The sequence below is a fragment of the Novosphingobium fuchskuhlense genome, from assembly GCF_001519075.1.
GTDB classification, from domain to species: domain Bacteria; phylum Pseudomonadota; class Alphaproteobacteria; order Sphingomonadales; family Sphingomonadaceae; genus Novosphingobium; species Novosphingobium fuchskuhlense.
Map to the genome: position 1 here is coordinate 1,755,252 of NZ_KQ954244.1, position 23,858 is coordinate 1,779,109.

Consider the following 23,858-nt stretch of genomic DNA (forward strand, 5'->3'; position numbering starts at 1 on the left):
GACCGTCACCGAACTGACCCGGACACCCACTACGGGCCGCGCCAGGGAGTTATGACCGGGCTGCGGCCTAACCCGTATTCACGAGACAAGAAGGATCACCGCAATGGCCTATACCGCCGCTGACGTGAAGAACCTGCGCGAGCGCACCGGCGCAGGCATGATGGATTGCAAGAAGGCGCTGGACGAGACCGGTGGCGATTTCGAAGCCGCGGTCGACGCCCTGCGCGCCAAGGGCCTTGCTGCTGTCGCCAAGAAGTCGAGCCGCACGGCCGCTGAAGGCCTTGTCGGCGTTGCTGTTTCGGGCACCCGCGGCGTGGCCGTGGAAGTGAACTCGGAAACCGACTTCGTCGCCAAGAACGAGCAGTTCCAGGACTTCGTGCGCAAGACCACCGAAGTCGCGCTGACGCTGTCGGCTGACGACGTCGACGCCCTCAAGGCGGCCGCCTATCCGGATGGCGGCACGGTGGCCGACAAGCTGACCAACAACGTCGCCACGATCGGCGAGAACCAGCAGGTTCGCCGCATGAAGACCGTCGCGGTCTCGTCGGGCCTCGTCGTGCCCTACATGCACAATGCCGCTGCCCCGGCCCTCGGCAAGATCGGCGTGCTCGTCGCGCTGGAATCGCAGGCCGGTGCCGACGTGCTCGAGCCGCTCGGCAAGCAGATCGCGATGCACATCGCCGCCGCGTTCCCGCTGGCGCTGAAGGCCGAGGATCTCGATCCCGAGACGATCGCGCGCGAGCGCAAGATCGCGGCCGAGAAGGCCGCTGAAAGTGGCAAGCCCGCCGAAGTCCAGGCCAAGATGGTCGATGGCGCGGTCGCCAAGTACGCGAAGGACAACGCGCTGCTCAGCCAGCTCTTCGTGATCGACAACAAGACCCCCATCGCGCAGGTCGTCGAGGCGGCTGGCAAGGCGGCCGGCCACAAGATCACGCTGACCGACTACGTCCGCTTCCAGCTCGGTGAAGGCATCGAAAAGGCCGAGACCGACTTCGCGGCTGAAGTCGCGGCGGCAGCCGGCATCAAGTAAGCGGCAAGGGCCAGTGACGCCTCCCGCCCGGCGGGAGGCGTCACGGCTGCCGGACGCGCTGCCCCGGCCTGCATTGCCGGTGGCTGCGGACAACACTGAGCCGCGCCCTTGGCACGCGCTGCCCCTGGCGTATAAGGGCGGCGCCTTTTCCATGACGAGTTCTTCCGAACAATGAGCCTTCCTCCCCTCAAGCGCGTGCTTCTGAAGCTCTCGGGCGAAGTGCTGATGGGAAGCCAGCCCTTCGGTATCGATACCGATTTCGTGGGCCAGATGGCCGAGGAGCTGAAGGCGGCGCGCGATACCGGGCTCGAGCTGTGCCTCGTGATCGGGGGCGGCAATATCTTTCGCGGCATGGCGGGGGCAGCCAAGGGCATGGACCGGGCGCAGGCCGATTACATGGGCATGCTCGCCACGATCATGAACGCGCTGGCGATGCAGAGCGCGCTGGAAAAGATCGGCGTTGAAACCCGCGTGCAGTCGGCTATCCAGATGGACGAGGTCTGCGAACCAGTGATCCGCCGCCGCGCCGAACGGCACCTCCAGAAGGGCCGCGTGGTGATCTTCGCGGCGGGCGTGGGCGCCCCTTATTTCACCACCGATTCCGGGGCGGCGCTGCGCGCGGCCGAGATGAAGTGCGATGCCCTGTTCAAAGGCACCAGCGTCGACGGCGTCTACGATGACGACCCCAAGAAGAATGCTTCAGCAAAGCGTTACGAAACAGTCGATTACGACACGGTTCTGGCAGATAACCTGAAGGTTATGGATGCTTCCGCCGTGGCGCTTTGCCGCGACAATGCGATCCCGATCGTTGTGTTCTCGATCCGCGAGCGCGGCAATCTTGCCCGCGTTCTGGCAGGGCAGGGAACGCAGACAATCGTCACTAAAACAAGTGTTTAGAGAAGGAAGCTCGAATCATGGCCAAGTATGACAAGGCCGATCTCGAACGCCGCATGAAGGGCGCTGTGGAATCGCTCAGGAGCGATCTTTCGGGCCTGCGCACGGGTCGCGCCAACACGGCGCTGCTCGATCCGATCACCGTCACCGTCTATGGTGCGAACACGCCGCTCAACCAGGTGGCCACGGTTTCCGCGCCCGAGCCGCGGATGCTGACGGTGCAGGTATGGGACAAGTCGAACATCGGTCCCGTCGAGAAGGCGATCCGTTCGGCCGGGCTGGGGCTCAATCCGATCAACGATGGCAACACGCTGCGCCTGCCGATCCCGGACCTGACCGAGGAGCGCCGCAAGGAGCTCGCCAAGCTCGCTTCGCAGTATTCCGAGAAGGCCAAGATCGCGATCCGCAACGTCCGCCGCGACGGGATGGACGCGCTCAAGACCGACGAGAACAAGAAGGAAATCTCGGAGGACGAGCGCAAGCGGCTGGAGACCGAACTGCAGAAGCTGACCGACGAGCAGATCAAGGCTGCAGACGAGGTCAGTGCGCAGAAGGAAAAGGAAATCCTCGGCAAGTGAGTCCGGCTGCGGCGCCTCGAGGGGACGATGCGGTCGCCGGTCAGCCCGGCGGCTATACCGGCCCGGCGCGTCATGTCGCGATCATCATGGATGGCAACGGACGCTGGGCGAAGAAGCGCTTCCTGCCCCGCGCTGTCGGCCACAAGCGCGGCGTCGATGCGGTGCGCGAAGTGGTGCGCGCGGCGCGCCACATGGGCCTTGAGGCGCTCACGCTCTATGCCTTCTCGTCCGAGAACTGGAAGCGGCCCGAGGACGAGATTTCCGACCTCATGGGCCTGCTGCGTGCGTTCATCCGCAGCGATATCGACGAATTTGCCGCGAACGACGTGCGCCTGAAGATCATCGGCGATTACAAGATGCTGCCCGCCGATATTGTCGAGTTGATCGAGGATGCGCTGGCGCGCACCGCGCAGGGGCGCAGCACCACGCTGGCGATCGCGCTCAACTATGGCTCGCAGCAGGAAATCGCCCGTGCCGCGGCGGCGGCGGCGGCCAAGGGCGCGGTAACGGTCGAGGCGATAGAGGCCGAGCTTGATACCGCCGACATGCCCCCGCTCGATCTGCTGATCCGCACGTCCGGCGAGATCCGGCTCTCGAATTTCCTGCTGTGGCAGGCGGCTTACGCCGAGATGTGGTTCACCGACGTACTCTGGCCCGATTTCACGCCCGGCCACCTGCGCGAGGCGCTCGACCATTACGCCACCCGCGAGCGCCGCTATGGAGGGCGCTGAGCCCGCTTCGACCCCTGCCACCGCGCCGCGCAGCGATCTGCCGGTGCGTGTGGCCTCGGCGCTCGTCATGCTGGCTGTCGCGGGCTTCGCGCTGTGGCAGGGCGGGCTGGTTCTCAAGGGCTTCATCGCGCTCGTCGGCTTCGGCGTTTTTGCCGAATATGTTTCGCTCGCGGCGAAGATAGCGCCTGATCCGGCGCGGATGGTAACCGCCGTGATCACCGGCGGGCTCTATATCGGCTGGGCCGCCTTTGCGCTGATCGTAATGCCGCAAGTGCTGCTGATTGCGGTGCTCGGCCTTGTCATCAGCACCGATACCGGAGCCTACTTCGCCGGCCGGGCCATCGGCGGACCCAGAATCGCGCCCTCCATCAGTCCGTCCAAGACCTGGGCCGGTCTTGCCGGCGGCATGGCTGCCGCGGCGCTCTGGGCCAGCCTGTTCATCCTCTTCATCGGCTATGTGCTTTCGGCCATGAGTCCGACCGGACCGAGCATCGCCGAAGCGTTCCGCACCACGCGCCTCGGCATGGCGGCGCTGGCGGGCGCAGGGCTGGCGATTGCGGCGCAGGCGGGCGATTTCTACGAAAGCTGGCTCAAGCGTCGCGCCGGGGTGAAGGACAGTGGCCGCCTCATTCCGGGGCATGGCGGCTTGTTCGACCGGGTTGACGGGCTGCTGCCGGTCGCCATCATAGCAGGAACAGCGTGGGCTGCCTTCGGGGCAGCAGGCGCGGGAGCAGGAGGCGCATGACGCGCACGATTACAATTCTGGGCGCAACGGGTTCGGTCGGCGCGTCCACGCTGGATCTGGTGCGGCGCAACCGCGACATGTTCCGCGTTGTCGCGCTTACCGCCAATGGCAATGCCGGGCAGCTTGCCGCGCTGGCGCGCGAATTCGGCGCGGAAATCGCTGTTGTCGCCGATGAAGCGGCCCTGCCGGAATTGCGCGGTGCGCTCTCCGGCAGCGGCATCGAGGCGGCAGGCGGCGCTGCGGCGGTGGTCGAGGCCGCCGCGCGCGGCGCGGATATCACCATGGCCGCGATCGTCGGCTGTGCAGGTCTGGCGCCCACGATGGCCGCGATCGAATGCGGCAAGGCCGTCGCGCTCGCGAACAAAGAGGCGCTCGTTTCCGCGGGCGAGGTGATGACGGCGGCGGTGAAGCGCACCGGGGCCACGCTGCTGCCGGTCGACAGCGAGCACAACGCGATCTTCCAGTGCCTTGCCGGCAACGATCCCGCGCATGTCCACGCGATCACGCTGACGGCAAGCGGCGGCCCGTTCCGCGAATGGGAGATGGAGCGCATCCAGCGCGCCACGCCGGCCGAGGCGGTGAAGCATCCCACCTGGTCGATGGGGGCCAAGATCAGCGTGGATTCGGCCACCATGATGAACAAGGGCCTCGAATTCATCGAGGCCTATCATCTGTTCCCGGTGGGGGTGGAGCGGCTGCGCATCGTGATCCACCCGCAGTCGATCGTCCATTCGATGGTCGAATACCGCGATGGCTCCACCCTGGCACAGCTCGGCCCGTCGGACATGCGCGTGCCCATCGCTTCGGCGCTGGCCTGGCCGGCGCGGATGGACACGCCCTGTGCGCCGCTCGATCTGGCCGCCATCGGCAACCTGAGCTTCTTCAAGCCCGACGAGCAGCGCTTCCCTGCCACCCGCGTCGCGCGCGACGCGGTGATTGCTGGCGGCGCGGCCCCTGCGGTACTCAACGCCGCGAACGAGATCGCGGTGGCCGCCTTCCTCGCCGGTCAGATCGCGTTCACCCGCATCGTGCAATGTGCCGAGGATGTGCTGGCGCGCGGCGTGCCGCAGCCCCCGGTGACGCTTGAGGAAGTGATCGCCGTGGACCGCGAAGCCCGCATCCGCGCTGCCGAGATGATGGAGTCCGTGTCCTGAACGCTGCCGTGCAAAGTCCGGGTATCCTGCTCACCGTGCTGGCCTTCGTGCTGGTGCTGGGGCCGCTCGTGTTCATCCACGAACTGGGCCACTACCTCATGGGCCGCGTGTTCGGCGTGAAGGCGGACAGCTTCTCCATCGGTTTCGGCAAGGAAGTGGCCGGCTGGACCGACCGGCGCGGCACCCGCTGGAAGCTCTCCGCGCTGCCGCTGGGCGGCTATGTCCAGTTCGCGGGCGACATGAACCCCGCCAGCACGCCGAGCGCCGAATGGCTGGCGCTGCCCGCCGAAGAGCGCGAACAGACATTCCAGGCCAAGCCGGTATGGCAGCGTGCGCTGATCGTACTGGCCGGGCCGCTCACCAATCTCCTCCTCGCCGTCGCCATCCTGGCCGGGTTCACCATGGCCTACGGCAAGATCGTGGTGCCGCCGGTTGTCGGCATGGTGCAGGAAGGCTCGGCCGCCGCGAAAGCCGGTGTCGCGCTGGGAGACCGCATTGTCTCGCTGCAGGGCTCGCCGATCGACAGCTTCCTGCAGATCCGCCTCGCCGTTGCGCAGCATCCGGGCGAACCGCTCGATCTCGTGGTCGAGCGGGGCGGGCGGCGCATCGCGCTGCCGGCGGTCGCCGCCTACAAGGAAGTGACCGACCGTTTCGGCAACACGCAGAAGATCGGTTATCTCGGCATTGGCCCCGCGACCGCGCAGCGCGTGGCGGTCGGCCCCATCGAGTCCGTGGGTGATGCCGTCATCCAGACGCGCGACATCATGGGCATGATGATCACCGGCATTGGCCAGATCGTGACCGGCAAGCGCGAGATCAAGGAACTTGGCGGGCCGATCAAGATCGCCAAGTATTCGGGCGAGCAGCTCGTCTCGGGCTGGGCGAACTATGTCTGGTTCATCGCGCTCATCTCGATTAACCTCGGGTTCATCAACCTCTTGCCAATTCCGGTACTCGATGGCGGTCACCTCGCGTTCTACGCGATCGAGGCGGTCAGCCGCCGGCCGGTCAGCCAGCGCGGGCAGGAATGGGCCTTCCGCACAGGGCTTGCTCTGGTCGTCGCGCTGATGCTGTTCGTGACCTTCAACGACGTGGCATCCTTGCGCGTATTCGGAGGGTGAGGAGACCTGTGTCGACCGGTTCCGTCCGCGCTGTATCGGCGGACGGTGGGGGAAGCCGGATTTTCCACAAAATGCGGGGCAATTACGGTCTGCTGCGGTGAGCTTGCTTGATTGGCAGGCCTTCATCGGGCAGGAGGCGGCATCGCGGGGCGTGACGGACTGTTGCCGTCGCGCAGCGCGGTGCGCAGGCGATCCGGCCAGAGCCGGCTTGCCGCACGAAAAGACGGGATGGCGCTTGGTGATGAATGCTTGCAACTTGCCTCGGGCCGCGCGGCGCATGACCGGTCAGACCAGACTGGCCGCCACGCTCGCGGCGCTCGCGGCAACAACCTGCCTCGCCGGCCTGCCGGCCGCGGCCGATGCGCAGACCCGCCGTCCGCCTGCCAAACCTGCTGCTGCCCCTGCGGCCCCGACTCCGGCCCCTGCTGCAGCGGCTGCTCCGGCAGCTGCGCCTGTCGCGGCTCCGGCTCCTGCGCCAGTCGAACTCGTCCGTTCGATCACCATTTCGGGGGCGCAGCGGCTCGAGGCTGATACGATCCGCTCGTACATCCGCCTCAAGGAAGGCGACAAGTACAGCCAGGCCGCCGCCGACCAGGTGCTGAAGGACCTCTACGCCACCGAACTCTTCGCCGACGTGCAGCTGCGCGACAACGGCGGCGACGTGGTGATCGAGGTGAAGGAAAACCCGGTCGTCAACCGGATCATTCTCGAGGGCAACAAGCGCCTGAAGGAAGACAAGATCCTGCCCGAAATCAAACTTTCGGCGCGGCAGATCTTCACCCGTTCCAAGGTCCGCGCCGATGTCGCGCGGATCATCGAGCTGTACAAGCGGCAGGGCCGCTTCGCCGCCTCGATCGAGCCCAAGATGGTCATGCTCGATCAGAACCGCGTCGATATCGTGTTCGAGATCAGCGAGGGGCCGAAGTCGCGCGTTCGCCAGATCAACATCATCGGCAACACGAAGTTCGATGCCGGCCAGCTGCGCGCCGAGATGGTGACCAAGCAGGCGCGCGTGTTCCGCGTGTTCTCCAGCGGCACCAGCTACGATCCCGATCGCCTCGCGTTCGACCAGCAGAAGCTGCGCCAGTTCTATCTCACTAACGGTTACGCCGATTTCCGCGTCGTCTCTGCGGTTGCCGAACTGACGCCCGACAAGCGCGATTTCATCATCACCTACGTGGTCGAGGAAGGGCAGCGCTACAAGTTCGGCGACGTGAAGGTCGATAGCCAGCTGCGCGATTTCGATGGTGATGCGCTGGCCAAGCGCCTGCCGCTCAAGGCGGGTCAGTGGTACAATGCCAAGCAGGTCGAGGATACCGTCGACAGCCTGACCGAGACGGCGGGCAGCTTCGGGTATGCCTTTGCGGACGTCCGGCCGGACTTCAACCGCAACAAGGACGATCTGACGATGTCGATCACCTTCCGCATTGCGGAAGCACCGCGCGTCTATGTCGAGCGGGTCGACGTCAACGGCAACACGCTGACGCAGGACAAGGTGATCCGCCGCGAGTTCCGCGTGGCCGAGGGTGACGCGTTCAACTCGTTCCAGATCAAGCGTTCCTCGAACCGCATCAAGTCGCTCGGCTACTTCCAGGAGAAGTTCGAGGTCGAGCAGAAGCCCGGCAGCGCACAGGACCGCATCGTGCTCGAGGCCAACGTGGAAGAGAAGCCCACCGGGCAGCTCCAGCTTTCGGCCGGTTTCTCGAGCCTCGAGAGCTTCATCTTCCAGGCCTCGATCCAGCAGAACAACTTCCGCGGCCGCGGCCAGACGATCGGCGCCAGCGTCGATTACTCGCGCTACTCGCGCTCGGTCCAGCTCAGCTTCACCGAACCGTATCTGTTCGATCGCAACGTCTCGCTGGGCGTCGATGTCTATCGCCGCGATTACAACAGCTTCAACTTCTACAACGCGAACCGCAACACGACCTACAAGCAGTCGACCACCGGCTTTCAGGTCCGCGCCGGTCTGCCACTGACCGAGTATATGTCGCTGATCGGGCGCTACACGCTCAACTTCGAGAACGTGACGCTCGACAAGGACACGTATTACCTGCCTGATGCCAACGGCAATCTGCAGTGCTCGATCTACCTCGCGGGCCGCTACCTGTGCGATGCGATCGGCAAGCGGACGAGCTCGATCCTCGGCGCCAGCGTGGTCTACGATACGCTCGACAACCGCATGCGTCCGACCAACGGCACGCAGTTCGTCGTCGGCGTCGATTTCGCCGGGCTCGGCGGTTCGGTGCGCTATGCCCGTATCAGTGCCAATGCCGCGCGCTATTTCGCGCTGGGCAAAGGCTTCGTGTTCTCGCTGCGCGGCGAGGGCGGCGCGATCAAGTCGCTGGGCAACCGCACGAACGATCCCACGATCGACGACGTGCGCCTGACCGACCGCTTCTTCCTCGGCCAGCCGCAGCTGCGCGGCTTCGACATCCGCGGCGTCGGTCCGCGTGTGCTGCGCAAGTTCTACAGCGGCTTTGATCCCAAGGACGGCACCGGCGGCGTGACCAGCACCGACCGCAACCAGTGGGTCGATGACGCGCTGGGCGGCAAGTACTACTACCTGGGCCATGCCGAGCTCGAGATCCCGCTCGGTTCCGGTGCACGCGAACTGGGTCTGAGGCCCTCGATCTTCGTGGATGCGGGCGCGGTGTTCAGCGTGGCAAAGCCTGCCGTTTTCGGCACCACTCTCCTGTACCAGGACAATCTCACGGGCCGCCTCACCACCTCGGCCGCCGACTCCGCCGGCAAGGCCAACAACGTGGCCCAGAAGTTCGACGAGACCTTTGTTGGGGACAGCCCGAAGCCGCGCATCTCGGTCGGCTTCGGGGTCAACTGGAACTCGCCGTTCGGACCGTTTCGCATCGACGTGGCGAAGGTCCTCAGCAAGGTCGATGGCGACAATCCCCAGACAGTCAACTTCAACGTAGGAACACAGTTCTGATGCAAAACCGTATCTTCGCGGCCTTCGTCGCCGCCCTCGCGCTGGGCACGGCGCCCAATGCCATGGCCCAGGCGGCTGCCGCCCCGGCACAGAGCACGCCAGGCGGCATCGTCGCCCCCGGCATCGCCTATGCCAACGCGCAGGCGGTTGTCGGTGCCTCGGCGGCTTACAAGACCGCGATGGCCCAGCTGCCCACCACCTACAAGGCGCAGATCGACGCGGCGAACACCCGCCGCAACCAGATCGCCGCGCAGCTCAAGCCGCTCTACGACAAGTTCGAGGCGGACCAGAAGGCGCCCAAGCCCGACACCAATGCGCTGCGCACCCAGGCCGCCCAGATCCAGCAGATCGAGCAGTCCGGCGAGCGCGAGATGCAGCAGCTGGCCGAGCCGCTCAACATCGCGCAGCAGTACATCATCGAGCAGATCAGCGACAAGCTGACCGCCGCCACCCAGGCCGCGATGACAAAGCGCAAGATCACGCTCGTGCTCGATTCGCAGAGCGTGCTGAAGGCGGACGCGGTCTACAATCTCAATCAGGACATCCTGAACGAGCTCAACGCCCTGATCCCGAGCGCGCAGCTCGTGCCGCCCGCCGGCTGGATGCCGCGCGCACAGCGTGAAGCCGCTGCCCAGCAGGCTGCCGCCCAGGCCGCTGCCGCCCCGGCCGCCCCCGCACCCGCGGGCAAGCAGCCCGAAGGCCGCTGAGGCCCTGACGGAATGAGCGAGGATATTGCCGAAACCGGTGCAGCGGCTCCCGTCGCTGCACCGCTCAGTCTGGACATCCGGGGGGTGATGGCGGCGCTTCCGCACCGCTATCCCCTTCTGCTCGTTGACCGCGTGGCCGAACTGGTGGTGGGGGAACGCATCCACGCCATCAAGGCGGTTTCGATGAACGAGCAGTTCTTCCAGGGCCACTTCCCCGGTCGACCGATCATGCCGGGCGTGCTCCAGATCGAAGCGCTGGCGCAGGCTGCCGGCGTCCTCGCGGTGGAATCGCTCGGCCTCGCCGGTACGGGCAAGCTCGTCTACTTCATGGCGATCGAGGAAGCGAAGTTCCGCACACCGGTGGAGCCGGGCTGCCTGCTCGATCTCCATGTCGAATTCACCCAGAAGCGCGCGCGCGTCTGCAAGTTTGCGGGCAAGGCCATGCTGGGGGACAAGATCGCGACCGAAGTCAGCTTCACCGCGATGATCGCGGACTCCTGATCGGTGTGCCTTGGGCATCCGCCCAGGGCTTGCGGCACCGGCCCGCTCCCGACCGAGGTCGGGAGCGCTCGAAACAAAGACTCATCTCGACAATTCCGCCTGCTTCGTTTAACGGCGCGCCTTTCCGAGATCCCCTGAAGCCGGTCGGAACCGGCTTCGCCTTGTGGAGCCAAGACCCATGAAAGCCAATACCCACCCCGACTACCACATGATCAAGGTGCAGATGACCGACGGCACCGTGTTCGAGACCCGTTCGACCTGGGGCAAGGAAGGCGACACCATGGCGCTCGAAATCGATCCCCTTTCGCACCCGGCGTGGACCGGCGGCACCCGTCAGCTCGATCAGGGCGGTCGCGTTGCGCAGTTCAACAAGCGCTTTGGCGGCCTCACGCTCAAGAAGTGAGCGTGGTCTGGACGTGAGCGCCAGGTTCGATCCAGTGCAAAAAGGGCGGCTTCGGTCGCCCTTTTTCGTGAAACAAGGCGGATCGGGCCCTTGCCTTGGCGGCACGGCCGGTTGAAAGAGCGCGTATGGCGGTCCTGACCAACGCATTAGACAAGCTGTTAGGCTACCAGATGCGCCGCGCAACCGCGGTGCTAATGACGGATTTCGTCCGCACGCTTTCTGATTTCGACATGCGCCCCGCAGAAGTGACCACACTGCTGGTCATTGCCGAGAACCCGGATTGCTCGCAAAGCGAAGTGGGCGAGGCGCTTGCGATCAAGCGCGCCAACATGGTGCCGATCATTGCTCGCCTCATCGAGCGCGGCCTGGTCGCGCGTACGCGCGTCGATGGGCGCAGCCTTGCCCTGCGCGTCACGGACAAGGGCGCGGACCTCGCGGCCGAGGCCTGGCGGCGCATCGGCGTCCACGAGGCGCGCTTCCGGGACCGCTTGGCCGCGGCGGACCTCGAGACAGTGCTGACGGTTCTGCCGACACTGCGTTCAGCGGCGCAGGAAAGCGACGAATAGCGCTTCTTCTTCGGCAACAGCCGGTAACACGGCAATCGCCATTACCCCACGGTCTCGTGACCCGGATGCACTCTACGGGCAAATGCGCGCTATCTGGGATGGTCCTCGTTCGCGGCGCGCGTGGGATCCCTGTCCGCCGTGGGCACCCGCGAGGGGGCGCGATCCAGCAATCCAGAACGCAGCGCCTGGTCGGCACTGGATTGCTTCGCTAGGCTCGCGCGTGACGAAGGCAAACAGGACGCAGCCGGCGCGTGACATTCCGGCGATGCAGCCGCATGGTCAGCCTCTTGCAAGATTCCGCTTCCCATTTCGCGCTCATTCTGCAAAAGCGCGCCTCCGCAGTGCCGATGCGTCGGCGCAGCGTCGATCTGTGGCGATCGTAGCTCAGTTGGTTAGAGCGCCGGTTTGTGGTACCGGAGGTCGTGGGTTCGAACCCCATCGATCGCCCCATTTTCTCCCCTCCTGAAACATGCGGGCGCACCTGCACCAAGGTCTACGCCTGCTAACCCCTTGCCCCGCTTGCTGGCAGGTGGCAGAGAAGATGCCAGTGCGGACAGTATCGACTGTATCGCCAAGTTACGGACGTACCTGCCCGCTCATGCACGGCTTTGCCAATCCTGCCCGGTTCCTGCGCATGGCGCGCTGGTTGATGCCGCTTATGTTGATCCCGGGACTTGTCCTCGCTTTCGGCGCGCTCGCCTGGGGCCTGTTCATGGTGCCGCCAGACCGGCTGATGGGCCAGACGGTGCGCATCCTTTTCATCCATGTGCCTTCGGCGTGGCTCGGCATGGCCGGCTGGTCGACAATCGCGATCGCGAGCCTGACGGAACTGGTCTGGCGCCATCCACTGGCCGGCATCGCGGCACGGGCGGCGGCGGTACCGGGCGCGGCTTTCACCGCGATCTGTCTCGCCACGGGCTCGATCTGGGCGCGGCCGACCTGGGGCACCTGGTGGGTGTGGGATGGCCGGCTCACCAGCTTCCTCATCCTCCTCTTCCTCTATTTCGGCTACATCGCGCTCGCCGGTGCCGCGCAGCGCGATGCGGCGGCGGGCGAGGGGGCAAGCCGGGTGACGGCGATCTTCGGCCTCGTCGGCGCGGTCAATATCCCGATCATCAACCGTTCGGTGGTGTGGTGGAACAGCCTGCACCAGCCGCCGTCGATCACCGCCGGCAAGTCGTCCATCGACGCGGCCTTCCTCTATCCGTTGCTGATCGCGGCGCTGGGGTTCACCCTCATCTTCGGCGGACTGGTGCTGGCGCGCATGCGCATGCTGCTCGCCGATATCCAGACCGAGGCGCGCCTGCGCCGCAAGGCGATGGCATAAGCGGCACACGATGCACGAGAGACTCGATCAGTGGCAGTTCGTGATGGCGGCGCTCGCCATCGGTGTGATCGGCACGCTGGTGCTGGTCGGCTGGACCCTCTGGGCCATGAAGCGCGCGGAAGCGCGAAGGGACGCCTCTCGCAATTCCGGGCAACGCGGTACATGAACACGATGATAAAGCCCAAGCATCAGCGCCTCGTGCTGATTGTCGTCGCGCTCGTCGCGCTGATCGGCGCGGGGCTGCTTGCGGCCTATGCGCTGAAGAATCAGGCGGCCTATTTCTACCTGCCGAGCGAACTCGCCGCCAAGCCGCCCGAACAAGGGCGCGCCGTGCGCCTCGGCGGCATGGTCGAAAAGGGCTCGATCCGGACCCGGCCGGACGGCGTGACGATCGATTTCATCGTCAGGGACGACAAGGCCCGCGTGCCTGTCCGCTTCTCCGGCATCACCCCCGATCTCTTCGTCGAAGGCTCCGGCGTCGTGGCCGAAGGGCGCCTGGAAGGCCCCACCTTCGTGGCCGACAATCTCCTCGCCAAGCATGACGAGAAGTATGTCCCGCGTGAAATGAAGAACATGAGCACGGCCGAAGCCAAGGCCGTGATCGCGGAGACGAAATGATCGCCGAACTTGGTCTTGCGGTTCTGTGGATGGCGGCGGCGCTCGCTGTCCTGCAGCTTGTGGCCGGCGCGCTGGCACTGCGCCCGGCCACCGCGCATCTGGCCGGCGTCGTCCGCCCTGTCGCGATCCTGCAGGGCGTGCTGGTCGCCTGCGCCTTTGCCGCGCTGGTCTCGCTGTTTCTGACGACTGACCTCTCGGTCAAGCTCGTCGCGGAAAACAGCCACTCTGCCAAGCCTTTCATCTTCAAGCTCGCCGGCACCTGGGGCAACCACGAAGGCTCGATGCTGATGTGGGTGACGATCATGAGCCTTGCCGGCGGCTTCGTCGCGCTCATCGAAAAGCGCCTGCGCGAGGAAACGCTGATCGCCACGCTCGCCGGGCAGGCCTTCGTCAGCCTCGGCTTCTATGCCTTCCTCCTGCTCGCCTCGAACCCGTTCACGCGCCTGCCCGAACCGGCCCCCGAAGGCGCCGGGCTCAATCCGCTGCTGCAGGATATCGGCCTCGCGTTCCACCCGCCCACGCTCTACGTCGGCTATGTCGGGCTCTCGATCGCGTTCAGCTTTGCGGTTGGCGCGCTCGTCACCCGCGATGTCGGCCCGGCCTTCGCGCGCGCGATGCGCCCCTGGGTGCTGGGGGCGTGGATTTTCCTCACGCTCGGCATCACCGCCGGGTCCTACTGGGCCTATTACACGCTTGGCTGGGGCGGCTGGTGGTTCTGGGATCCGGTCGAGAACGCCTCGCTGATGCCGTGGCTGGCCGCCACCGCTCTGCTCCATTCGTGCAGCGTGCTCGCGGCGCGCAATGCGCTGCGCACCTGGACGGTCATGCTCGGCGTGGTCGCGTTCTCGATGTCGATGGTCGGCACCTTCCTCGTGCGCTCGGGCATCCTCACCTCGGTTCACGCCTTCGCGGTCGATCCCACCCGCGGCACGTTCATCCTGGCCTTGCTGGCGATCTACATCGGCGGCGCGCTGCTGCTCTTCGGCCTGCGCGCAAACACCGTGACCGAAGGCGCGCGCTTTGCCGTGCTCAGCCGCGAATCCGCGCTCGTGTTCAACAACGTGATGCTCTGCGGCATTCTCGGCATCGTCCTCGTCGGCACGCTCTATCCGCTGCTGACGGAAGCGATGGGCGTAAAGGTCTCGGTCGGCCCGCCCTATTTCAACCCCGTCTCGGCGGTCTTCGCGATTCCCATGATGCTCGTCATGGCGGTCGGCCCGGTGCTGCGCTGGCGCGAGGACAAGGGCGGGCGGATCACCTGGCAGGTCGCGGTTCCCGCGCTGGTTTCGGCGGCGGCGCTGCTCGCGGTCGAACTGCTGTTCGCGCCGATCAATCTGCTCCCCGCGCTGGGCCTGGCCATCGCGCCGGGCCTTGCGGTCGCCTCGGTCCAGCCGCTTGTCGGCCGCAATCTGCGCCGCACCCCGCTGCCGATCTACGGCATGGTCCTCGGCCACCTCGGTATCGCCGTCGCCCTGTTCGGCATGGCGAGCGAGGGTGCCTTCTCCACCGAGCGCCTCGCCGCGATGAACCCGGGCGACAGCCAGCAGGTCGGTCCGTTCAAGGTGACGCTGCAGGATATCGGCCCCGTCGCCGGCCCCAACTGGACCGCGCTCGAGGCGACGGTTTCCGCGAGCTATGCTGGTGGCGCGGGCACCGTGCTCCACCCGCAGGCGCGCACCTTCGCCAATCCGCCCGGCAACCGTACCGAAAGCGCGCTGCTGACCCGCTGGAACGGCCAGCTCTACGCGGTGCTCGGCGAAGAGGGTGAGGACGGCCGCTGGCAGATGCGCTTCTGGTGGAAGCCGTTCGTGCCGATGATCTGGTATGGCGGCGCGCTCGTCGCGCTGGGCGGCCTCCTTGCGCTGCTCGGCCGCGTTGCGCGCGATGTGCGGCGGCTGGTGGCGATCGACAAGATCGCCTTCCGCCGCGAAAGGCAGGGCCGATGAGCGAAGCATCCGCCCCCACCAGCAAACGCCCCGGCCTTGCCGTCTGGCTCCCGCTCGGCCTGTTCGCCGGCTTCCTCGCGCTGGTCTTCGTCGGCCTCTACTGGCCGGCGGACCGTGAAGTTTCGAGCGCCTTCATCGGCAAGCCGCTCCCCGCGTTCGATCTGCCCCCCGCCACCGACGAGCGCCCCGGCCTTGCCACCAAGGTGTTCGAGCAAGGCGGCAAGCCGCGCCTACTCAACGTCTTCGCCAGCTGGTGCGTTCCCTGCGCCGTGGAATCGCCACAGTTGGCCGTGCTGGCCAAGCAGGGTGTCGAGATCGACGGCGTCGCCATCCGCGACCGCAAGGAAGACGTCGCCCGCTTCCTCGGCCAATACGGCAATCCCTTCGCGCGGATCGGCAAGGATGATTTGAGCCAGGTCCAGCTCGCCATCGGTTCCTCCGGTGTGCCCGAGACCTTCGTGGTCGATGGCAAGGGGATCATCCGCTATCAGCACATCGGCGATATCCGGCCCGAAGACGTGCCGCTGATCCTGCGCAAGCTGGCGGAAGCCGCAGGGGGGGGCGAGTGATGCGCGGCCTGCTTCTCGCGCTCCTGGCACTTTTCGCGCTGACCCAGCCGCTCGCCGCGCAGGACATGCTCCCGCCCGCGCCCTATGCCTACAAGCAACTGGCCGATCCCCGGCAGGAAGCCAAGGCGCAGGCGCTGATGGAAACGCTGCGCTGCCTCAAGTGCCAGAGCCAGTCGATCGCCGATTCCGATGCGCCGATGGCGGGCGACATGCGCCACCAGGTGCGCACCCGCATTGCTGCCGGAGAGGATCCCGAAGCGATCCGCCAGTGGCTTATCGAGCGCTATGGCGATTACGTCAGCTACACGCCGCAAGTGAAGCCGATCACCTGGCCGCTGTTTGCCGCGCCGCTCCTGTTCCTCGCGCTGGCGGCGTTCCTGCTACGCGGACGCTTCCGCCGGAGTAAGGGCGCATGACCTGGGTTCTCATTCTCGTCATCGCGCTGGTCGTGCTCGGTGTCATGGTCTTCCTGCTCAAGCTGCCGCGCACCGGCTGGGAAATCACTGCTGCCGCGCTGCTGTTCGGCATTGCGGGCTATGCGCTGCAGGGCCATCCCGGACAGCCCGGCGCCCCGCAGGCACCGGTCGAGAACGCCAGGCTGACGGATCAGACGCTGCTCAAGGAGCGCCAGCAGATGGGCGCCGGCTTCGGGCAGGGCCAGTCGTGGCTGATCCTCGCCGATGCGCTCACCCGGCAGGGCCAGTTTGGCGCGGCCTCCGATGTCCTGCGCAAGGCGATTGCGAAGTCACCGCAAGACGCTGACCTGTGGGTCGCGCTTGGCAACGCGCTGGTCGGCCATACCGAAGGCGTGATCACCCCGGCGGCGCAGTTCGCGTTCCAGAAGGCGGCGAACATCGCACCCGATCACCCCGGCCCGCCGTTCTTCATGGGCCTTGCGCTCGCACAAACCGGCCGCCTCGCCGAAGCCCGCGTGCTGTGGGCGCAGCTGCTCGCCCGCTCTCCGGCCGATGCGCCGTATCGCCCAGATCTCCAGTCGCGGCTTCAGCAGCTCGACTCGATGATCGCTGAACAGGCCCGGATGCAGGGCGGGATGGCAGGCGCACCGGCCGCGCCGCCTCCGGGTGCCAAGCCGGCTCAGCAATAATCCTCGAAACCAAGGGTTTATTGCCCTTTTTGGCGCTACTGACACGACTGTGCATCCCATTGCGGGCACCATGGGGCAGTGCTAAAGCGCGCCGCCGTCCGGGGGCATGTGTGCTATGCCTGCGGTCAGTTTGGGCAAAGCGCCCGGGGACCCGCTGACATGAATGAAGCCGTGGTTGACGCTGCACCGGAAAGCGGAGGGCAGAGCGCCCCTTGCCCACCCGGAGCCGGGCGCGAAGCCGCGCCCGCGGCAAGGCAGGTCGGGGGGCTCGGCCTTGCGGTCGGCGCGATCGGCGTCGTCTTCGGCGATATCGGCACCAGTCCGCTCTACGCGCTGCGCGATACTTTCGCGGGCCACCACCCGCTCCCGCTCGACCGGTTGCACATCTACGGCATCGTCAGCCTGATGTTCTGGTCGATGATGCTGATCGTGACCCTGAAATACGTCACTGTCATCATGCGCGCGGACAACAAGGGCTCCGGCGGCAGCCTCGCACTGCTCGCGCTGATCAATCAGCACACCACCGGTCGCCGCTGGGGCAAGGGCATCATCCTGCTGGGCGTGCTCGCCACCGCGCTGTTCTACAGCGATTCGATGCTTACCCCGGCGGTCTCGATCATGAGCGCGGTGGAGGGCATCTCGGTCTACAACCCCTCGCTGCACGGCCTTGTCGTCCCGATCGTTGTCGCGCTCGTGATCACGCTGTTCGCCACCAAGAGCCAGACGAGGGGCACGCGGCTGAGCTGGGCCTCGCGCTGGGCCGGGCCGTTCATGCTGCTCTACTTCGCCACGATCTCGCTGCTCGGCCTGCGCAGCATCGCGGCCGATCCGCAGGTTATCCGGGCGCTTTCGCCACAATGGGCGCTGGCGATGTTCATGGCCGATCCATGGCACGGCTTCATCGCCATGGGCACCGCCGTGCTCGCGGTGACGGGGGCTGAGGCGCTCTATGCCGATATGGGCCAGTTCGGCCGCTCGCCGATCCGTGTCTCGTGGCTGGTCTTCGTGCTGCCGGCGCTCGTGCTCAATTATCTCGGGCAGGCGGGGCTGCTCCTGCGCGATCCGCAGGCGATCCACAGCCCGTTCTTCCTGCTCGCACCGCAGGGCTTCGAATGGCCCTTGCTGGTGATCGCGACCACCGCGGCGGTGATCGCGGCCAAGGCGGTCATTTCAGGCGCGTTCCTCGTCACCCAGCAGGCGATCCAGCTCGGCTTCATCCCGCGCATGACGATCCGTCACACCTCGACCAGCCTTGGCCAGATCTACATCCCGGCGATCAACTGGGCGCTGATGATCGCGGTGATCCTGCTCGTGCTGGTGTTCGAACGCTCGCGCAATCTCACCGCCGCCTATGGCATCGCGGTGACCGGGGCGATGCTGATCGACAACATCCTGCTGGCGGTCGTGCTGTTCAAGCTGTGGCGCTGGAAGCCGGTCTTCGCGTTGCCGCTGCTCGGCCTGTTTTTCGCCATCGACGCGACCTACCTCGGCGCCAATCTCGCCAAGATTCCCGATGGCGGCTGGGTGCCACTCCTGATGGGCATGGCGATCTTCACCCTGCTCACCACCTGGTCACGCGGGCGCGCGCTGATGCGCCAGAACATGGCCGAGGGCGCGCTGCCGCTCGAGGTGTTCACCCGTTCCGCCCACACCAGCGCCGCGCGTGTGCCCGGTACCGCGGTGTTCATGGCCTCGGCGGCGGCGGGCGTGCCTTCGGCGCTGCTTCACAACATCAAGCACAACAAGGTGCTGCACGAACGCGTGGTGGTGCTCACGGTGCAGATCAGCGACGTGCCCACGGTCGAGCCCGCCGAGCGCGCGCAAGTCAAGGATTTCGGGCAGGGGTTCTACCGTCTCATCCTGCGCTTCGGCTTCATGGAGGAAACCGACGTGCCGGCCGCGCTGTGCGGCATCTCGGTCTGCGGCGAACCGTTCGACATGATGCGCACCAGCTTCTTCCTCTCGCGCCAGACGCTGATCCCGGCAGATGTCCCCGGCATGGCGCTGTGGCGCGAAATGCTGTTCGCATGGATGCTGCGCAACGCGGCGGACGCGATGGGCTTTTTCCGCCTGCCCACCAACCGCGTCGTGGAACTCGGCAGCCAGCTCAAGATCTGAGGATAGGTCGGGGGGCTCCAGGGCCCCCCTGTGCGGATCACTTGGGCGCAGGTGTCGGCGTTGGCGACGGCGGTGATTTCAGCGCATCCCGGGCCTCGCTCGCGCCCTGCTTGATCCGCTTGCCCAGGCGGTCGGCGGCTTCTTCAGCCCGGTCCACGGCGGCCCCGGCCTTGGCACCGGCCGCCGCGGCGCCCGTGCTGGCGGCGTTCTGGGTATCGGATGCGGCGGCTGAGATGTCGTCGCCGGCCGATGTCGCGGTGTCGGCGGCGTTTTGCTGGGTCTTTGGCGAACAGGCGCAAAGCGCAAGGGTGGCGGCAATCACCGCGAGGGAAACAGTACGCATGGCTTTGGGGTACCTTTCTGGCGTGGACTTTCGTCCGGAGCGCGCGGTTTCCCTCCCCCAAACGCAAACGGCGCGGCGTCCGCTCGGGACACCGCGCCGTTGTGGGCGCGATTGCTCAGGCAATCAAGCGAAGTTGGCGCCTGCCATGCAGTATAGCATGGGGATCGACAGCAGCAGGTTGGTGCGGCTGGCATAGAGGGCGCGCGGCGCGGCAGCGGCCTTCTCCTCAGCGGTCGCCTCGACGATGCCGAGGATCTTCTTCTGGGCGGGCCAGATGATGAACCACACGTTGAACGCCATGATCAGGCCGAGCCACATGCCCACGCCGATCAGGCCGCCCTTGCCGACGCCCTGGAAGGTCAGCGATTCGTGGCCGTAGCCGCCGATGGCTGCGGCAACGAGGCCGGTGATCACGGTCAGCAGCGCGCCGTAGCGGAAGAAGAAGAACACCTTCGGCGCGATGTGTCCGGTGATCGCGCCCTTCTGCTCGGCCGGAATCTTGGGCATGGTCGGCACCTGCACGAAGTTCAGGTAGTAGAGCAGGCCGATCCAGACGATGCCGAAGAACACATGGAGCCACAGCGTGGCCGAATAGCTGGTGACCGGCACCGAGCTGTGAAAGCTGAACATCAGGATGAGCGCGGCGGCGAACCCGACGCTGAGCACGAGGTGCAGATTTCCAAAGAACTTTGCCATTTCTTGTTTCCCCCGAAGAGATGTTGTCTTGATGGCAGTCCGGCCACCCAGCCGGTCCTGATGCGGTTCATATGCGCGAGGAGCCGCGCTTGTCATTGCATTTTAGGGCGATTCGTCAACCGGCGGGCGGGTTTTGCTCCACTTCGGCTTCCGCTTCCTCGCCGAGGCCGTGCCGCAGCAGCATCGGGATCTGCGTGAAGGTGAACAGGAACGACAGCGCGCTCACCCCCCACAGCTTCACCATGAGCCAGGTGTCAAACGACAGCGTGTGGCGCAGCGCTTCGTTGAGGCCGGCGAGGAACAGGAAGAACCACGCCCAGTTGCGCGAAAGTTTCAGCCAGCCTTCGTCCGAAAGCCCGTCGAACGCGCTTTGCAGCATCATCTTGAGCATGGGCTTGCCGCGCAGGAGCCCGCCGAACAGCACGCCGGCAAACAGCAGGTAGACCGCGGTCGGCTTGATCTGGATCCACACCGGATCGCCCAGGAACACGGTCAGCGAACCGAACCCGATGATCAGGATCGTCGAAAGCCACAGCATCGGCGAGATGTGCCCAAGCCGCCACTTGGAAACGACCAGCGCGGCCACCGTCGCCACCATGAACACCACGGTGGACTTGGTGACTGCAACCACCGCGCCAAGGCTCTGGCTGTCCGGGTCCTTCGGGCTGAACCAGCGATAGGCGAGGAAGAACACCAGCAGCGGCCCGTAATCGACCAGCAGGTTCACCCACGATGATTTCGGCTTTGCCGCAGGCTCGCTCACCGCACCACTCCCGCAATCACCCGCGCGACAAGGTCGGGGTCGAAAGGCCTCAGGTCATCGATCTTCTCGCCCACGCCGATGGCATGGATGGGGAGGCCATACTGTTCCGCCGCCGCCACCAGCACACCGCCGCGCGCGGTGCCGTCGAGCTTGGTCATGATAAGGCCCGAAACGCCCGCCACTTCCTTGAACGTCTCGATCTGCTGCAGCGCGTTCTGTCCGTTCGTCGCATCGAGCACGAGCACCACATCATGCGGCGCTTCGGGATTGAGCCGGCCCAGCACGCGGCGCACCTTGGCCAGTTCGTCCATCAGTTCGCGCTTGTTCTGCAGGCGCCCGGCCGTATCCACGATCAGCGCATCGATGCCCTTGTCGGTCGCGGCCTTCACCGCGTCGAACACGATGGAGGCGGGATCGCCGCCTTCCGCGCCCGAGACGATCTCGATCCCCAGGCGGTCGGCCCAAACCCGAAGCTGCCCGATCGCCGCGGCGCGGAATGTGTCGCCCGCCGCCAGCATCACCGAATAGTCCTGCTCCTGAAACAGGTGCGCCAATTTGGCGATCGTCGTGGTCTTGCCCGAACCATTGACGCCGATCACCAGGATCACCTGAGGGCGCGGGAAGGCCACGATTTCCAGCGGCTTTGCAACCGGGCGCAGGATCGCGGCGATTTCCTCGGCCACCGCCTCTGCGAGCGCGGCTTCGTCCACGCCCTTTTCGAAGCGCGCCGAGGCGAGCTTCGCGCGTATCCGCGAGGCCGCGCGCGGGCCCAGGTCGGAGAGGATCAGCGCATCTTCCAGATCGTCGAGCTGCGCGTCGGTCAGCCGGGTGCCGCCGGCAAGGCCCGCAAGGTTCTCGGTCAGGCGCTCGGATGTCTTGCGCAATCCCCCCAGCAGGCGATCCGTCCAGCCGCTTTCGGTGGTTGCGCTGTCTTCAGGGGTCATTCCAGCAGGCCTTCGCGAATTCGGGTCGGGGTCAGCGTGACGAGTGTGCCCGGCGCGGTGCCTTCGGGCAGGCGGTAGGGCGCGAATTCGGGGGAATGGCCGGTTCCGTCGCGCTCGGCAAGCACTTCGCGCGTGGCGCCGATCAGCCCCTCCAGCCAGTGCGCGCGGGTCAGCGCCACGGCGGCGCGCACCTCGGCCGCCCGCTCGCGCACCACGGGTGGCGGTACTGGCGGCATCCGCGCGGCGGGCGTGCCGGGGCGGGGGGAGTAGGGGAACACGTGCCCGTGGACGATCCCGCAGTCTGCCACGATGGCCACATTGGCCGCGTGCATCGCCTGGTCCTCGGTCGGAAAACCCGCGATCAGGTCTGCGCCTATGGCGATATCCGGCCGCGCGGCACGCAGCCGCGCGCTGAGCGCCACCGCCTCGGCGCGCGTATGGCGGCGCTTCATGCGCTTGAGCGTCAGATCGTGCCCGGCCTGCAAGGAAAGATGCACATGCGGCATCACCCGCGCCTCGCCGGTGATCAGCTCGAACAGCAGACCGTCGATCTCCACCCCGTCGAGCGAGGAGAGCCTGAGGCGGGGCAGGGCGGGGAAGGCGCGCAGGATCGCCGCCACCAGATCGCCGAGGCGCGGCGTATCGGGCAAGTCGGCGCCCCAGCCGGTCACGTCCACGCCTGTCAGCACGACTTCGCGCACGCCGGCGCCAAGGTGTTCTTCAACAGTGCGCAACACCTCGGCGATGGGCTGTGACACGCTTTTGCCGCGCCCCGCCGGGATGATGCAGAACGTGCAGGCGTGGTCGCACCCCGTCTGCACCGGCACGAACGCGCGGGTGTGGCGTGAAGCGGGCAGCGGGGTCAGCGGCGGGGCGTGGAGCGGGGCGTGGAGCGGGGCAGGGGGCATCTCGGCCAGCCACGCCGCCGCATCCAGCTTCGCCGTATTCGCCACCACGCCGTCCACTTCGGGCATGGCGGTGAAGTCCCCGGGGCTGATCGTTGCCGCGCAGCCCGTCACCAGCAGCCGGGCATCGGGGTTCGCCGCGCGCAGCCGGCGCACCGCCCTTCGGGATTGCCGCACCGCCTCGGCTGTCACCGCGCAGGAATTGACCACCACCGTCGGGCGCTCCGCGACGGCGATCAGGTCCCGGATCGTCTCGCTCTCGGCCAGATTGAGCCGGCAGCCCAGCGTGACCACGCTCTCTGTCAAAGCCCGGCCCTCACAGGGGATAGTCGTCCTCGTCGAACGTGCCGGCAAAGCTGAACGCCGCCGGACCCGTCATCAGGATCGTGCCGCCCGGTTCCCAGGCGATCTCGAGTGGCCCGCCGGGCAGCTCTACGCGAACCGGACCCGTCACCAGCCGCCGCCGCAGCGCCAGCACCGCGGCCGCGCAGGCGCCCGTCCCGCAGGCGCGGGTCAGGCCCACGCCGCGCTCCCACACGCTCAGCCTGAGATGGCTCGGCCCCGTCACAGAGGCGACGCCGACATTGACCTTCTCCGGAAACAGCGGATCGGTCTCGATGACCGGGCCCAGCCGCGCGAGATCGACCGCATCCGCGTCCGGCACGAAGAACACCACATGCGGATTGCCGACATTCACCGCCGCGGGGTTTTCCAGCTCTTCCCAGCCGACCGGCATGTGCAGGGTGTCCATGGCATAGGCCAGCGGGATCTCGTCCCAGCCGAACCGCGCGGGGCCCATGTCCACGCTCGCGCCGCCGGCCGTCGCGGTCGAGGCCAGCATCCCGCCCAGCGTCTCGATCCGCTGCGCTCCGCCCAGCAGCATGCCGACCGCGCGCGTGGCATTGCCGCAGGCTTCCACTTCGCTGCCATCGGCGTTGAAGATGCGCATGCGCACGTCCGCTTCGGTCGAGGGCTCCAGCACGATCAACTGGTCGCAGCCGATCCCGGTGCGCCGCTCCGCCAGCGCGGCGGCGCGCGCGGCCGACATAGCCACGGGCCCGTTCCCGGACAGCGGGCGGGCGTCGATCACGATGAAATCGTTGCCGAGGCCGTGCATCTTGCGGAAAGCGACAGACATGGCGCCCGTCTA

General features: G+C 66.5%; 26 protein-coding genes and 1 tRNA gene. 21 read left to right on the forward strand and 6 right to left on the reverse strand.

All coding sequences use genetic code 11. From position 1 onward, the window contains the following. The first annotated feature begins 103 nt into the window (after positions 1–103). From tsf to AQZ52_RS08295, 21 genes are all read left to right on the forward strand, one after another. On the forward strand, positions 104–1,030 hold the full coding sequence (gene tsf / locus AQZ52_RS08200; RefSeq protein WP_067908304.1) for a translation elongation factor Ts: 927 nt from the start codon (positions 104–106) through the stop codon (positions 1,028–1,030). A gap of 171 nt (positions 1,031–1,201) precedes the next feature. Continuing rightward, the gene (gene pyrH, locus AQZ52_RS08205) at positions 1,202–1,927 is read left to right on the forward strand and encodes a UMP kinase (RefSeq protein WP_067908306.1); all 726 of its coding nucleotides are present in this window, start codon (positions 1,202–1,204) and stop codon (positions 1,925–1,927) included. 17 nt (positions 1,928–1,944) lie between these two features. Beyond that, positions 1,945–2,502 (forward strand): ribosome recycling factor, encoded by a 558-nt coding sequence (gene frr / locus AQZ52_RS08210; RefSeq protein ID WP_067908309.1) that lies wholly within the window; start codon positions 1,945–1,947, stop codon positions 2,500–2,502. Between the two features lie 86 nt (positions 2,503–2,588). After that, positions 2,589–3,233 (forward strand): polyprenyl diphosphate synthase, encoded by a 645-nt coding sequence (gene uppS, locus AQZ52_RS08215; protein WP_067909704.1) that lies wholly within the window; start codon positions 2,589–2,591, stop codon positions 3,231–3,233. Then, positions 3,220–3,978: a phosphatidate cytidylyltransferase gene (locus AQZ52_RS08220; protein WP_067908312.1), complete on the forward strand. Its 759-nt coding sequence runs from the start codon at positions 3,220–3,222 to the stop codon at positions 3,976–3,978. The genes uppS and AQZ52_RS08220 overlap by 14 nt, the downstream gene beginning before the upstream one ends. Further along, the gene (locus AQZ52_RS08225; RefSeq protein WP_067908315.1) at positions 3,975–5,132 is read left to right on the forward strand and encodes a 1-deoxy-D-xylulose-5-phosphate reductoisomerase; all 1,158 of its coding nucleotides are present in this window, start codon (positions 3,975–3,977) and stop codon (positions 5,130–5,132) included. The genes AQZ52_RS08220 and AQZ52_RS08225 overlap by 4 nt, the downstream gene beginning before the upstream one ends. Before the next feature lie 38 nt (positions 5,133–5,170). Next, the gene (rseP, locus tag AQZ52_RS08230; protein WP_067909707.1) at positions 5,171–6,253 is read left to right on the forward strand and encodes an RIP metalloprotease RseP; all 1,083 of its coding nucleotides are present in this window, start codon (positions 5,171–5,173) and stop codon (positions 6,251–6,253) included. Between the two features lie 277 nt (positions 6,254–6,530). After that, positions 6,531–9,197 (forward strand): outer membrane protein assembly factor BamA, encoded by a 2,667-nt coding sequence (bamA, locus tag AQZ52_RS08235; RefSeq protein ID WP_067908318.1) that lies wholly within the window; start codon positions 6,531–6,533, stop codon positions 9,195–9,197. Further along, the gene (locus AQZ52_RS08240) at positions 9,197–9,904 is read left to right on the forward strand and encodes an OmpH family outer membrane protein (protein WP_067908320.1); all 708 of its coding nucleotides are present in this window, start codon (positions 9,197–9,199) and stop codon (positions 9,902–9,904) included. The genes bamA and AQZ52_RS08240 overlap by 1 nt, the downstream gene beginning before the upstream one ends. 12 nt (positions 9,905–9,916) lie before the next feature. Next, positions 9,917–10,405, forward strand: a complete 489-nt coding sequence (gene fabZ / locus AQZ52_RS08245; RefSeq protein ID WP_067908323.1) for a 3-hydroxyacyl-ACP dehydratase FabZ — start codon at positions 9,917–9,919, stop codon at positions 10,403–10,405. A 178-nt stretch (positions 10,406–10,583) separates the two neighbouring features. Next, positions 10,584–10,808 carry a 50S ribosomal protein L31 gene (rpmE, locus tag AQZ52_RS08250; protein ID WP_054123190.1) on the forward strand — a complete coding sequence of 75 codons (225 nt, stop codon included), beginning with the start codon at positions 10,584–10,586 and terminating at the stop codon, positions 10,806–10,808. Between the two features lie 125 nt (positions 10,809–10,933). Continuing rightward, positions 10,934–11,374: a MarR family winged helix-turn-helix transcriptional regulator gene (locus tag AQZ52_RS08255; protein WP_067908326.1), complete on the forward strand. Its 441-nt coding sequence runs from the start codon at positions 10,934–10,936 to the stop codon at positions 11,372–11,374. A gap of 373 nt (positions 11,375–11,747) precedes the next feature. Beyond that, positions 11,748–11,824 (forward strand) — tRNA-His (locus AQZ52_RS08260). Between the two features lie 148 nt (positions 11,825–11,972). Continuing rightward, positions 11,973–12,701 carry a heme ABC transporter permease CcmC gene (gene ccmC / locus AQZ52_RS08265; protein WP_067908329.1) on the forward strand — a complete coding sequence of 243 codons (729 nt, stop codon included), beginning with the start codon at positions 11,973–11,975 and terminating at the stop codon, positions 12,699–12,701. 10 nt (positions 12,702–12,711) lie between these two features. After that, positions 12,712–12,867: a hypothetical protein gene (locus AQZ52_RS18745; RefSeq protein WP_169793725.1), complete on the forward strand. Its 156-nt coding sequence runs from the start codon at positions 12,712–12,714 to the stop codon at positions 12,865–12,867. Then, a complete protein-coding gene (gene ccmE, locus AQZ52_RS08270) occupies positions 12,864–13,319 on the forward strand; it encodes a cytochrome c maturation protein CcmE (RefSeq protein WP_067908332.1) in 456 nt (151 codons plus the stop codon). The genes AQZ52_RS18745 and ccmE overlap by 4 nt, the downstream gene beginning before the upstream one ends. Continuing rightward, positions 13,316–15,265: a heme lyase CcmF/NrfE family subunit gene (locus AQZ52_RS08275; protein WP_067908335.1), complete on the forward strand. Its 1,950-nt coding sequence runs from the start codon at positions 13,316–13,318 to the stop codon at positions 15,263–15,265. The genes ccmE and AQZ52_RS08275 overlap by 4 nt, the downstream gene beginning before the upstream one ends. Continuing rightward, complete coding sequence (locus AQZ52_RS08280; RefSeq protein WP_067908337.1) at positions 15,262–15,834, forward strand: DsbE family thiol:disulfide interchange protein; 573 nt, start codon at positions 15,262–15,264, stop codon at positions 15,832–15,834. The genes AQZ52_RS08275 and AQZ52_RS08280 overlap by 4 nt, the downstream gene beginning before the upstream one ends. Next, positions 15,834–16,250, forward strand: a complete 417-nt coding sequence (locus tag AQZ52_RS08285; protein WP_067908341.1) for a cytochrome c-type biogenesis protein — start codon at positions 15,834–15,836, stop codon at positions 16,248–16,250. The genes AQZ52_RS08280 and AQZ52_RS08285 overlap by 1 nt, the downstream gene beginning before the upstream one ends. Continuing rightward, positions 16,247–16,939: a tetratricopeptide repeat protein gene (locus AQZ52_RS08290; RefSeq protein ID WP_067908344.1), complete on the forward strand. Its 693-nt coding sequence runs from the start codon at positions 16,247–16,249 to the stop codon at positions 16,937–16,939. Before AQZ52_RS08285 ends, AQZ52_RS08290 begins: the two co-directional genes overlap by 4 nt. Before the next feature lie 159 nt (positions 16,940–17,098). Further along, entirely contained in the window at positions 17,099–19,057 is a 1,959-nt protein-coding gene (locus AQZ52_RS08295) for a potassium transporter Kup (RefSeq protein ID WP_082697633.1), read from the forward strand. Positions 19,058–19,094: 37 nt separating this feature from the next. Here the strand turns inward: AQZ52_RS08295 and AQZ52_RS08300 are convergent, their stop codons facing one another. From AQZ52_RS08300 to dapF, 6 genes are all read right to left on the reverse strand, one after another. Continuing rightward, positions 19,095–19,400, reverse strand: a complete 306-nt coding sequence (locus tag AQZ52_RS08300) for a hypothetical protein (protein ID WP_067908347.1) — start codon at positions 19,398–19,400, stop codon at positions 19,095–19,097. Positions 19,401–19,523: 123 nt separating this feature from the next. Further along, positions 19,524–20,096 carry a urate hydroxylase PuuD gene (locus AQZ52_RS08305; RefSeq protein ID WP_067908348.1) on the reverse strand — a complete coding sequence of 191 codons (573 nt, stop codon included), beginning with the start codon at positions 20,094–20,096 and terminating at the stop codon, positions 19,524–19,526. Positions 20,097–20,211: 115 nt separating this feature from the next. After that, positions 20,212–20,859: an inner membrane-spanning protein YciB gene (locus tag AQZ52_RS08310; RefSeq protein WP_067908351.1), complete on the reverse strand. Its 648-nt coding sequence runs from the start codon at positions 20,857–20,859 to the stop codon at positions 20,212–20,214. Continuing rightward, complete coding sequence (ftsY, locus tag AQZ52_RS08315) at positions 20,856–21,803, reverse strand: signal recognition particle-docking protein FtsY (RefSeq protein ID WP_067908352.1); 948 nt, start codon at positions 21,801–21,803, stop codon at positions 20,856–20,858. The genes AQZ52_RS08310 and ftsY overlap by 4 nt, the downstream gene beginning before the upstream one ends. Continuing rightward, the gene (locus tag AQZ52_RS08320; RefSeq protein ID WP_067908355.1) at positions 21,800–23,014 is read right to left on the reverse strand and encodes a MiaB/RimO family radical SAM methylthiotransferase; all 1,215 of its coding nucleotides are present in this window, start codon (positions 23,012–23,014) and stop codon (positions 21,800–21,802) included. Before AQZ52_RS08320 ends, ftsY begins: the two co-directional genes overlap by 4 nt. A 10-nt stretch (positions 23,015–23,024) precedes the next feature. Continuing rightward, positions 23,025–23,846: a diaminopimelate epimerase gene (gene dapF, locus AQZ52_RS08325; protein ID WP_067908357.1), complete on the reverse strand. Its 822-nt coding sequence runs from the start codon at positions 23,844–23,846 to the stop codon at positions 23,025–23,027. Positions 23,847–23,858 lie beyond the last annotated feature (12 nt).